13 protein-coding genes are annotated in these 10,654 nt (G+C 68.8%); 9 read left to right on the top strand and 4 right to left on the bottom strand.

Going from position 1 to position 10,654, the window contains the following annotated elements; translation table 11 throughout:
- The first annotated feature begins 161 nt into the window (after positions 1-161).
- Genes ACIBH1_RS48945 through ACIBH1_RS48960 form a run of 4 tightly spaced genes read left to right on the top strand, consistent with a single transcriptional unit; the run spans position 162 to position 4,144 of the window.
- The gene (locus ACIBH1_RS48945) at positions 162-1,025 is read left to right on the top strand and encodes a carbohydrate ABC transporter permease (RefSeq protein ID WP_397321023.1); all 864 of its coding nucleotides are present in this window, start codon (positions 162-164) and stop codon (positions 1,023-1,025) included.
- On the top strand, positions 1,022-1,846 hold the full coding sequence (locus tag ACIBH1_RS48950) for a carbohydrate ABC transporter permease (RefSeq protein WP_397321024.1): 825 nt from the start codon (positions 1,022-1,024) through the stop codon (positions 1,844-1,846). The genes ACIBH1_RS48945 and ACIBH1_RS48950 overlap by 4 nt, the downstream gene beginning before the upstream one ends.
- A 7-nt stretch (positions 1,847-1,853) precedes the next feature.
- Complete coding sequence (locus tag ACIBH1_RS48955) at positions 1,854-2,801, top strand: ROK family protein (protein WP_397321025.1); 948 nt, start codon at positions 1,854-1,856, stop codon at positions 2,799-2,801.
- Positions 2,750-4,144, top strand: coding sequence for a glycosyl hydrolase (locus tag ACIBH1_RS48960; RefSeq protein ID WP_397321026.1), 1,395 nt, complete (start codon positions 2,750-2,752; stop codon positions 4,142-4,144). The genes ACIBH1_RS48955 and ACIBH1_RS48960 overlap by 52 nt, the downstream gene beginning before the upstream one ends.
- Positions 4,145-4,148: 4 nt before the next feature.
- Here the strand turns inward: ACIBH1_RS48960 and ACIBH1_RS48965 are convergent, their stop codons facing one another.
- From ACIBH1_RS48965 to ACIBH1_RS48980, 4 genes are read right to left on the bottom strand one after another with little or no spacing between them, the layout of a single operon-like run.
- Positions 4,149-4,478 carry a DUF1048 domain-containing protein gene (locus tag ACIBH1_RS48965; RefSeq protein WP_397321028.1) on the bottom strand — a complete coding sequence of 110 codons (330 nt, stop codon included), beginning with the start codon at positions 4,476-4,478 and terminating at the stop codon, positions 4,149-4,151.
- Position 4,479: 1 nt separating this feature from the next.
- A complete protein-coding gene (locus ACIBH1_RS48970) occupies positions 4,480-4,836 on the bottom strand; it encodes a DUF1048 domain-containing protein (protein ID WP_397321029.1) in 357 nt (118 codons plus the stop codon).
- Between the two features lie 24 nt (positions 4,837-4,860).
- The gene (locus ACIBH1_RS48975; protein ID WP_397321030.1) at positions 4,861-5,253 is read right to left on the bottom strand and encodes a DUF1048 domain-containing protein; all 393 of its coding nucleotides are present in this window, start codon (positions 5,251-5,253) and stop codon (positions 4,861-4,863) included.
- A 2-nt stretch (positions 5,254-5,255) separates the two neighbouring features.
- Positions 5,256-5,585 carry a PadR family transcriptional regulator gene (locus tag ACIBH1_RS48980; RefSeq protein WP_397321031.1) on the bottom strand — a complete coding sequence of 110 codons (330 nt, stop codon included), beginning with the start codon at positions 5,583-5,585 and terminating at the stop codon, positions 5,256-5,258.
- Positions 5,586-5,870: 285 nt separating this feature from the next.
- On the opposite strand from ACIBH1_RS48980, the gene ACIBH1_RS48985 reads away from it, so the two are divergent.
- The 5 genes from ACIBH1_RS48985 to ACIBH1_RS49005 are packed head-to-tail and all read left to right on the top strand — an operon-like array spanning position 5,871 to position 10,582.
- Positions 5,871-5,960 carry a potassium-transporting ATPase subunit F gene (locus ACIBH1_RS48985; RefSeq protein WP_397321032.1) on the top strand — a complete coding sequence of 30 codons (90 nt, stop codon included), beginning with the start codon at positions 5,871-5,873 and terminating at the stop codon, positions 5,958-5,960.
- A 2-nt stretch (positions 5,961-5,962) separates the two neighbouring features.
- Positions 5,963-7,609, top strand: coding sequence for a potassium-transporting ATPase subunit KdpA (gene kdpA / locus ACIBH1_RS48990; RefSeq protein WP_397321033.1), 1,647 nt, complete (start codon positions 5,963-5,965; stop codon positions 7,607-7,609).
- A complete protein-coding gene (gene kdpB, locus ACIBH1_RS48995) occupies positions 7,609-9,600 on the top strand; it encodes a potassium-transporting ATPase subunit KdpB (protein WP_397321034.1) in 1,992 nt (663 codons plus the stop codon). The genes kdpA and kdpB overlap by 1 nt, the downstream gene beginning before the upstream one ends.
- A complete protein-coding gene (locus tag ACIBH1_RS49000; RefSeq protein ID WP_397321035.1) occupies positions 9,600-10,397 on the top strand; it encodes a potassium-transporting ATPase subunit C in 798 nt (265 codons plus the stop codon). The genes kdpB and ACIBH1_RS49000 overlap by 1 nt, the downstream gene beginning before the upstream one ends.
- Positions 10,394-10,582: a hypothetical protein gene (locus ACIBH1_RS49005; protein ID WP_397321036.1), complete on the top strand. Its 189-nt coding sequence runs from the start codon at positions 10,394-10,396 to the stop codon at positions 10,580-10,582. The genes ACIBH1_RS49000 and ACIBH1_RS49005 overlap by 4 nt, the downstream gene beginning before the upstream one ends.
- Positions 10,583-10,654: the final 72 nt, after the last annotated feature.

Here is a 10,654-nt window from a genome sequence, read left to right on the forward strand (position 1 = left end):
GGCGGGCGCGGCGGGGCGGCCTTGTGGTTCCTTCCCGCCCTGCCCCCCCCCCCGGGCCGCGGGGGGGCGGGGGGGGGGGGGTGGGGGGGGGCGTACCGGGGGGGGGGGGGGGGGCCCCCCCCCCCCCCCCCCCGCCGCAGCCACCCAGCCGCCACCGCCGCGTGCGGCGGTCCTGGAGATTCACGCACTGGCTGTACCTGGCCGTGCCGCTGGTGCTGCTGGTCGTCTTCACCTATGTGCCGGTGGCCAACCTCATCTCCTACAGCCTCACCGACTGGGACGGCCTGTCGAAGAGCAGCCGGTTCGTGGGCCTGGACAACTACACCGAGCTGTTCACGCGTCCCAAGCTCTTCCAGGTCTTCTTCGTCAGCCTGTTCTACCTGGCCGGCGCGGTGGTGCAGATCGTGCTCGCGCTCTACTTCGCGGCGATCCTCAGCGCGAAGGTGCGCTTCCGCGCCTTCTTCAAGGGCATCCTGTTCTTCCCGTATCTGATCAACGGCGTGGCGATCGGCTTCGTCTTCCTCTACTTCTTCCAGCCCGGCGGGACGCTCGACACGGTGCTCGGCCTGTTCGGCGCCACGCCGCAGTTGTGGCTGGGCGATCCCGACCTGGTCAACACCTCGCTGGCGGGGGTGTCGGTCTGGCGATTCCTCGGCGTCAACTTCGTGCTGTTCTTCGGCGCCATCCAGGCCATCCCGACGCACCTGTACGAGGCCGCCGCGCTCGACGGCGCCACGAAGTGGCAGCAGTTCCGCCACATCACCCTGCCGGCCCTCAAGCCGATCATCAGCATCACCACGATCCTGGCCGTGTCGGGCTCGTTGTCGGTCTTCGAGATCCCGCTGATCATGACCGGCGGTTCCAACAACAGCACCACGTTCGTGATCCAGACGCTGAAGCTGGCCTTCCAGTTCGACAAGGTCGGCCTGGCCTCGGCCGCGGCCATCGTGCTGCTCGGCCTGGTGCTGCTGGTGACGTGGCTGCAGCGCGTGCTGGTGCCCGACGAGCGGGTGGAGATGACATGAGAAGAGCTGCCGCCGCCTTCCTGAAGTACCTGTCGCTCGTGCTCGCCACCGCCGTCGTGATCCTGCCGCTGGTCACGATCCTGCTGACCTCGTTGCGGACCGAGCGCGAGATGGCGACCGACGGGCCGTTGTCGATGCCTGGCGACTGGTCCAACTTCGACAACTTCGCCACCGCCTTCGTCGACGGCAAGATGCTGCCCGCGCTGGGGAACACGACGTTCATCCTGTTCTTCTCCGTCCTGGCGACCGTCGTCATCGGCTCCATGACGGCCTACGCGGTCGACCGTTTCCAGTTCCGGCTGAAGAAGCTGGTGCTGGCGGGATTCCTGGTCGCGGCGCTGGTGCCCGGCATCACCACGCAGGTCGCGACCTTCCAGATCATCGAGGGCATGGGCGCCTTCAACACCCGGTGGGCGCCGATCCTGCTCTACATGGGCACGGACATCGTGTCGATCTACATCTTCATCCAGTTCATGCGGAGCATCCCGACCTCGCTGGACGAGTCGGCGCGCCTGGACGGCGCCAACTCGTTCACCGTCTACCGCCGCATCATCCTGCCGCTCCTCAAGCCCGCCATCGCCACCGTGGTGATCGTCAAGGGCGTCGTGATCTACAACGACTTCTACATCCCCTTCCTCTACATGCCCTCGCGCGACCTCGGCACGATCTCCACCTCCCTGTTCCGCTTCAAGGGCCCCTACGGCGCCCACTGGGAAGTGATCTCGGCCGGCACCGTGCTCGTGATCGTCCCGTCGCTGATCGTCTTCCTGCTGCTTCAGCGCTTCATCTACCGGGGTTTCACCTCCGGCGCCCTCAAATAGGAGAACCATGACGACGGTTCTGGCCATCGACATCGGCGGGACCAAGTTCGCCGCCGCACTCGTCGATCGTCGAGGCGCCATGGTCAGCCGTACCGAACGGGCCGTGGGGCCCGACCCGACGGCCACCCTGAGCGGGCTGATCGACGAGATCGCCGGGCCGGGCGTGGCGGCGGTCGGCATCGGCTCGGCCGGGCCGATCGAGGCCGGCACGGTCAGCCCGGTCAACATCCCGGCCTGGCGCGGCTTCCCGCTCGCCGACGTGGTCTCCGGGCTGCTGCCCGGCGTGCCCGTGGCGCTCGCGGGCGACGCGCAGTGCATGGCGCTCGGCGAGTGGTGGAAGGGCGGCTACGACGGCGGCTCCCGGAGCCTGCTCGGCGTGGTCGTCTCCACCGGGATCGGCGGCGGGCTGATCCTCGACGGCCGGCCGTACACCGGACCGACCGGCAACGCCGGGCACATCGGTCACATCGTCGTCGACCACGCGGGCGAGCCGTGCCCGTGCGGGGCGACCGGCTGCCTGGAAACCGTGGCGAGCGGCCCGAGCATGGTCCGCTGGGCGCGGGCCAACGGCTGGACCGGTCTCGACGCGCGTGAGCTCGCGACCGATGCGGGAAAGGGCGTGCCCGTCGCGCTCGGCGCGTTCCGGCGCGCCGCGCAAGCCCTCGCCCGCGGCATCCACACCACGGCGACCCTGCTCGACGTCGACGACGTCGTCATCGGCGGCGGCGTCGCCGGCGCCGGGCACGTGTTGCTGACCCCGCTCCGCCAGGCCATCGCGGCCCAATCCGGGCTCGCCTTCGCCCAGCGGGTGCGGGTCGGCCTGACCACCCTGGGCCGTGAAGCCGGTCTGTACGGCGCCGCGGCCCTGGCCTATTCGTCACCACCCCCACGAGGAGGAGCAGCATGTCACACCCCCCATCCCGCCGCCTCGCCACATTCCTGGTCGCGTTACTGACCACCGCGGGACTGACCACCGTCGCCGCCCCGGCGGCGCGGGCCTTCCCCGCGGCCTCGCGCCAGGACGTCATCAACTACCTGACCTCCATCACCGGCAGGAACATCGTCTCCGGCCAGCACAACAAGGAGCCCGCCAGCCTGCCGGGTCAGTACACCCAGCAGGTCAGGGACATCACCGGCCAGTACCCCGGCCTGTGGGGCGGCGACCTGATGTTCCGCCCCGAGGACGTCGCCAACCGCCAGCGCGTCGTCGACCAGGCCAAGCTCGAATGGGCCAACGGCTCGCTCGTGACGCTGACCTGGCACGTGTGCACGCCCACCGGTGCCGGCACCTGCCAGTTCGAGGGCGGCGTGAAGACGGGCATCTCCAACGACCAGTTCAGCCAGATCGTCACGAACGGCACGGCGCTCAACACCGCGTGGAAACGGCGGCTGGACGAGGTCGTCCCCTACCTCCAGCAGCTCAAGGACGCCGGCGTCCCGGTGTTGTTCCGCCCGCTGCACGAGATGAACGAGGCGTGGAACTGGTGGGGCAACCGCCCGGGACCCAACGGCGGCGCCCGCCTCTACCAGATCACCCGCGACCACCTGATGAGCAAGGGCCTGACCAACCTCATCTGGGTCTGGAACGTGCAGGACAACCCCGCCGGCAACTGGGCGGCCTACTACCCGGGCTCGTCCTACGTCGACGTCGTGTCGCTGGACGTCTGGTACAAATCGCACCCCAGCCAGGGTGATTACCAGCAGATGCAGAGCATCGCGGGCTCCAAGCCGATCGCGCTGGCCGAGATGGGGAAGGTCCCCAACGCGAGCCTGCTCGACAGTCAGACCCGATGGAGCTACTTCATGATCTGGTCGGAGCAGCTGCGCGGCGACAACACCAACACCGAGATCCAGAACGCCTACTTCCATCCCCGGGTCCTCAACCAGGGCGAGGTCAGCCTCTCCGCCCAGCCCAGAACGGGGCAGATCACCGGCGCGGGAGGCAAGTGCGTGGACGTCGCCGGCTCCGCCACGGCCAACGGCACCGCGGTGCAGCTCTACGACTGCAACGGCACGGGCGCGCAGCGCTGGAGCATCGGCGCCGACGGCACCGTCCGGGCGCTGGGCAAGTGTCTCGACGTGGCCGGTCAGGGCACCGCCAACGGCACCCTGCTGCAGATCTGGGACTGCAACGGCGGCGGCGCCCAGCAGTGGTCGGCCACCTCGGCTGGCCAGCTGCGCAACCCGCGGTCGGGCCGCTGCCTGGACGTGCCGGGCGGCAACACCGCCAACGGCACCCGGCTGCAGATCTGGGACTGCAACGCCAACGCCTGGCAACGCTGGACCCTGCCGGTCTAGCGCCTCAGCCCTGCTCCGCCGTGCCGGGCTTCCCGGCGACGGACTCCTGGTAGAGGTCCGCGTAGGTGCGCGAGTCGCCAATCAGGTCGTCGCAGAAGGCGGCGACGTCGTTCCCGAGCAGCTCCAGCACCCCTTTGCCCGACGCGGCGCCCTCCTCGAAGAAGTCGACGAGCCCCGTCAGCAACCGCCCGTCGGCCAGGCCGACGGGCCCGACCTTGAAGAAGTACTTCTGCATCTCCTTGTAGACGATCTGGTAGTCGGGCGGGAGGGCCTTGACCCGCGCCATGTGTGCCCGCCATTGCTTCTTGCCCTCGATGATGTCCTGGATGCCCACGTCAGCCTCCCAGCCGGCCCAGTTTCCTTGCGACGTTCCTGTTCAACTGCTCGCGCCACCGGTCGCGGTAGTTCCGCGCACCCTGCCCGCCGACCAGCGCCGCGCAGAAGCCCTCGATGTCGTCACCCATCACGTCGTCGATGCTCTGTCCGTCGGACGCCGTCTCTTCGAGCAGCCCCAGGACGCCGTCGAGGATCGGCATCAGGTTGCGGCCCGTGAAGTCCCCGTAGGGGAACATGTGTGCCTTGATCTGCTCCCACGCCGCCCGGTAGCCGGGCGGCAGGGCCTGGGCGCGGGCCTCGAAGGCCTTCCACTCCCTGGTGAGATCGCTTCCCGTCACGGTTTCCCAGAAGTTCATCTCCTGCCTTCCCCTGTGGTCTCGTCAGGCGCTCGTGTCGTGTCGCGACGCGTCCTGGACGGCGCGGGCGAAGCGGTTGCGTTCCTGGTTGCGCCACTGCCCCGCGGGATAGTTGGCGGCGAAGGTCTCGGCGAACTCCGCGGGGTCGTCGCCGAAGAGCGACCGGACCGCGGTGCCGTCGGCCACGCTCTGCTCGAACAGGTCGGCGAGGTCCTCCCAGATCTCGACCGAGCCGTCCGTCAGCGCGAGGTGGATCAGGTACCTCTCCGTCGCCTCGGCGGCGATGCGGTAGTTCTCGGGAAGCCGCTGCACGCGCGCCTTGTATTGCCGCCAGCGCTTCTTCTCCTCGAGTGATCCGGTGACCAGCTCGATGTAGCGGAGAATGCCCTTCTTCTGCTCGCCCGGTTGGGTGGCCATGGCTACTTGGCTCCTTCCTGGAGTTGCTGGAGTCGTTCGGTGAGAAAGCGCCAGGTCTTCCAGAACTCTTCGAGGTAGGCCCGTCCCTGGGCGTTGAGTGAATACACCTTGCGCGGTGGGCCCTTCTCCGAGGGGACCTTCTCCACGTCGACGAAGCCGCGCTGCTCGATCCTGACGAGCAGGGCGTAGATGGTGCCCTCGGCGATTTCGGAGAAGCCCTGCTCCCGGAGTCGTGCCGTGATCTCGTAGCCGTAGGCTGGCTGGACGGACAGGAGCGCCAGAACGATGCCCTCCAGTGTGCCCTTGAGCATCTCCGTCAGCTGTTTGCCCATGGAGCACCTCCTTTCAGCTATTAAGCATCACTGACTACCAGTAAACGGTATCACTAAGTAGCGGCTGACGCGTATGGAGGTCGTCAGAATTCCTCCCGGACGCGTAGGGAAGTCGTCAAGAACAGCCAAATGCCCCAAAAGTGCCACTTAGCTGATCGTGTGACCGCCTGACCAGGGCGGCCGGATTCGAGCTGAGGAGCTGCACATGGGTGACGTCATCTTCGTCGCCCTGACGATCGCGATCTTCGTGATCTTCGGGTTCGTGGTGAAGGCGGTGGAGCGGCTGTGAGCGCCGTCAACGCCATCGGCCTGTCCGTCGCCATCGTTCTGGTGATCTTCATGATCGCCGCGTTGTTGTTCCCGGAGCGGTTCTGACCATGGGCTGGACCTTCATTCTCTCCCTGATCGTCGCCCTCGGCCTGGTCTACAGACCGCTCGGCGACTACATGCACCGCGTCTACAGCGGCGCCAGGCACAACGTCGTGGAGAAGGCGATCTACCGCCTGCTCGGCGTGCGGCCGGAGGCCGAGCAGCGCTGGGGCGGCTACGCCCGCGCCCTGCTCGCGTTCTCGGTGATCTCGATCCTGTTCGTGTACGGCATGCAGCGGCTGCAGGACAAGCTCTTCCTGAGCCTGGGATTCGACGCGGTGCCCGACCACATCGCGTGGAACACAGCGATCAGCTTCGTGACCAACACCAACTGGCAGGCCTACTCGGGCGAGTCCACGATGGGCCATCTCACCCAGATGGCGGCGCTGGCCGTACAGAACTTCGTCTCCGCCGCCGTCGGCATGGCCGTCGCGATCGCGCTGGTGCGCGGCTTCGCCCGCAGGGGCAGCGACACCATCGGCAACTTCTGGGTCGACCTGGTGCGCGGCACCCTGCGCATCCTGCTGCCGATCGCCTTCGTCGGCGCGCTGGTGCTGGTCGCGGGCGGCGTCGTGCAGAACTTCACCGGCCCGCACGAGATCACCACCCTCACCGGCGGCACCCAGAACCTGACCGGCGGGCCGGTGGCCAGCCAGGAGGTCATCAAGGAGCTGGGCACCAACGGCGGCGGCTTCTACAACACCAACTCCGCCCACCCCTTCGAGAACGCCACCGCCTGGACGAACTGGTTCGAGATCTTCCTGATCCTGCTGATCCCGATCTGCATGACGCGCACGTTCGGTCGCATGGTGGGCCAGCTGCGGCAGGGCTACGCGATCCTCGCTGTCATGTCCACCCTCGCCATCGCGAGCGTGGTGCTCACCAACGTCTTCGAGCTGGCCGGCGACGCGACTGTGCCGCAGGCGGTCGGCGCCGCGATGGAGGGCAAGGACGTGCGCTTCGGCGTCGCCAACTCGGCCACCTTCGCCGCCGCGACCACCTTGACGAGCACCGGCGCGGTGAACTCCTTCCACGACAGCTACACGCCCTTCGGCGGCATGATGACGCTGGTCAACATGATGCTCGGCGAGGTCGCCCCCGGCGGCGTCGGAGCCGGTCTGTACGGCATGCTGATCCTGGCCGTGATCACCGTCTTCGTGGCGGGGCTGATGGTCGGCCGCACCCCGGAGTACCTGGGCAAGAAGATCGGCGCCCGCGAGATCAAGCTCGCCTCGCTGTACTTCCTGGTCACCCCGGTCCTGGTGCTGACCGGCACCGCGGTCGCGATGGGCAACCAGGCCGGGCTCGCGGCGATGCTGAACGACGGCCCGCACGGCTTCTCGGAGATCCTCTACGCCTTCACCAGCGCCTCCAACAACAACGGCTCGGCGTTCGGCGGCGTCACCGTCAACACCCCCTGGTACGACGTGGCGCTCGGCCTGTGCATGGCACTCGGCAGGTTCCTGCCGATCATCTTCGTGCTCGCCCTGGCCGGATCGCTGGCCGCGCAGAAGCCGGTCCCCGAGTCGGCGGGCACGCTGCCCACGCACCGGCCGCAGTTCGTCGGCCTGGTCGTCGGCGTCACGGTCGTCCTGGTCGCCCTCACCTTTCTCCCCGCGCTCGCGCTCGGCCCGATCGCAGAAGGACTGCTCTAGTGTTCACCGTCGCGTCGCTGCTCGACGCCTTCAGGAAGCTCAACCCGTTCACGCTGTGGCGCAACCCGGTCATGCTGATCGTCGAGATCGGCGCCCTGTTCACCACCGTCCTGGCCATCGTCGAGCCGAGCCTGTTCGCCTGGGCGATCGTGGCCTGGCTCTGGCTGACCGTGCTCTTCGCCAACCTCGCAGAAGCGGTCGCGGAAGGCCGCGGCAAGGCCCAGGCCGCCACCCTGCGCGCGACCAAGCGCGACACGACGGCGCGCCTGCGTTCGGGCGGGACGGTGGCGGCGACCGAGCTGAAGCAGGGCGACGTCGTCGTGGTCGCCGCCGGTGAGACCATCCCCGGCGACGGCGACGTGATCGAGGGCATCGCCAGCGTCGACGAGTCGGCCATCACCGGCGAGTCCGCCCCGGTCATCCGCGAGTCGGGCGGCGACAGGAGCGCCGTCACCGGCGGCACCAAGGTCCTCTCGGACGAGATCGTCGTCAAGATCACCCAAAAGCCCGGCGAGAGCTTCGTCGACCGCATGATCGCCCTGGTCGAGGGGGCCAACCGGCAGAAGACGCCGAACGAGATCGCCCTCAACATCCTGCTGGCCGCGCTGACGATCATCTTCCTGGTCGCCACCATCACCATGCAGCCGTTCGCCATCTACGCCAAGGCCGAGAATCCGGGCATCGCGGACTCCCTGGCTCTCACCGGCGACGGCGTATCGGGGATCGTCCTCGTGTCGTTGCTGGTCTGCCTCATCCCCACCACCATCGGCGCGCTGCTCAGCGCGATCGGCATCGCCGGCATGGACCGCCTCGTGCAGCGCAACGTCCTGGCCATGTCGGGCCGGGCGGTCGAGGCCGCGGGCGACGTGAGCACGCTGCTGCTCGACAAGACCGGCACCATCACCCTGGGCAACCGCCAGGCGGCCGAGTTCGTCCCGGCCGAGGGCGTCACCGAGCAGGAGCTCGCCGAGGCGGCCCAGCTCTCGTCGCTGGCCGACGAGACCCCCGAGGGCCGCTCGATCGTGGTCTTCGCCAAGGAGAGGTACGGCCTGCGCGAGCGGGAACTGCGGGGCGCCGAGTGGGTGCCGTTCACCGCCCAGACCCGCATGTCGGGCGTCGACGTCGACGGCCGGCAGATCCGCAAGGGCGCCGCCACCGCGGTGATGGCCTGGGCCGGAGCCCCGGGCGAGCAGGTCGGCCAGGTGGTCGACGGCATCGCCGCCTCCGGTGGCACGCCGCTCGTGGTCGCCGAGAAGGACAGGGTCCTGGGCGTGATCCACCTCAAGGACGTCGTCAAGCAGGGCATGCGCGAGCGGTTCGACGAGATGCGCCGCATGGGCATCCGCACCGTCATGATCACCGGCGACAACCCGCTGACCGCCAAGGCCATCGCCGACGAGGCGGGAGTCGACGACTTCCTGGCCGAGGCGACCCCCGAGGACAAGCTCGCCCTGATCAAGAAGGAGCAGGAGGGCGGCCGCCTGGTCGCCATGACCGGTGACGGCACCAACGACGCCCCCGCCCTGGCCCAGTCGGACGTGGGCGTCGCGATGAACACCGGGACCAGCGCCGCCAAGGAGGCGGGCAACATGGTCGACCTCGACTCCAACCCGACCAAGCTCATCGAGATCGTGGAGATCGGCAAGCAGCTGCTCATCACGCGCGGCGCGCTGACGACCTTCTCGATCGCCAACGACATCGCCAAGTACTTCGCGATCATCCCGGCGATGTTCGCGGCGGTCTACCCCGGCCTCGACGCGCTCAACATCATGCGCCTGGACTCGCCGCAGTCGGCGATCCTGGCCGCGGTCGTCTTCAACGCCCTGGTGATCGTCGCGCTCATCCCGCTGGCGCTGCGCGGAGTGCGCTACCGCCCTTCGAGCGCCTCCAAGCTGCTGTCCCGCAACCTCTGCATCTACGGCCTGGGCGGCATCATCGCGCCGTTCATCGGCATCAAGCTCATCGACCTGCTCATCTCAGGGATCGTGTGATGGAACGTCTACCCGGCTGGATCCGCCAGCATCTCGCCGCCGTCAGGGCCGTGGCCGTCCTGACCGTGATCCTCGGCGTGGCCTACCCGCTCGCCACCACCGGCGTCGCCCAAGCCCTGTTCAACGGCAAGGCCAACGGCTCGCTCATCGAGAAGGACGGCAGGACCGTCGGCAGCGCCCTCGTCGGGCAGCCCTTCGAGGGACACGACGAGTACTTCCAGCCGCGCCCGAGCGCCGCGGGCGACGGCTACGACATGCTCTCCACGGCCGCCAGCAACCTCGGGCCCGAGGACGTGCTGGACACGCCCGACCGCCCGTCGCTGCTCACCCAGGTCTGCGCCCGCTCCCAAGCGGTCGGCGAGCTGGAGGGCGTGAGCGGCGCCCGGCCGTACTGCACGGGCGACGGCGTCGGCGCGGTGCTGAAGGTCTTCCCCGACCGGGCGGTCAGCGTCAACCAGGCCTGCCCCGCCCGGCCCTTCGTCGCACAGTACGAGGGTCTCATGGTCGAGTGCGGCAAGCCCGGCGAGGACTACGCCGCGGGCCGTACGGTCCCCGTCCGCGGCGACGCCGCGGCGGTCGTGCCCGCCGACGCCGTCACCGCCAGCGGCTCCGGCCTGGACCCGCACATCTCGGTCGCCTACGCCGAGCTGCAGGCCCCGAGGGTGGCCAAGCAGCACGGACTGGACGTGGCGCAGGTCCGGGACCTCATCCAGGAGCACACCACCGGCCGGGCGCTTGGCTTCATGGGCGAACCCGCCGTCAACGTGCTCGAACTCAACCTCGCCCTGGACCAGTGAGCAGAGGCCGGCTGCGTGTCTACCTCGGCGCCGCTCCCGGCGTCGGCAAGACCTTCGCGATGCTCGGCGAAGGCCGCCGGGCACAGGAGCGCGGCAGGGACGTGGTCGTGGGGGGGGGGGGGGCCCCCCCCCCCCCCCCCCCCCCCCCCCCCCCCCAACCCCGGGGGGCCGGGCCCCCCCCGTAGCCTCGAAGAAAAACAGTGACTCGCGCTAAGACGTGTGCTCTTACGATCTCCTCCGTAGCGTGGTCGCATAAG

The sequence above is a fragment of the Nonomuraea sp. NPDC050663 genome, assembly GCF_044456985.1.
Lineage (GTDB): Bacteria > Actinomycetota > Actinomycetes > Streptosporangiales > Streptosporangiaceae > Nonomuraea.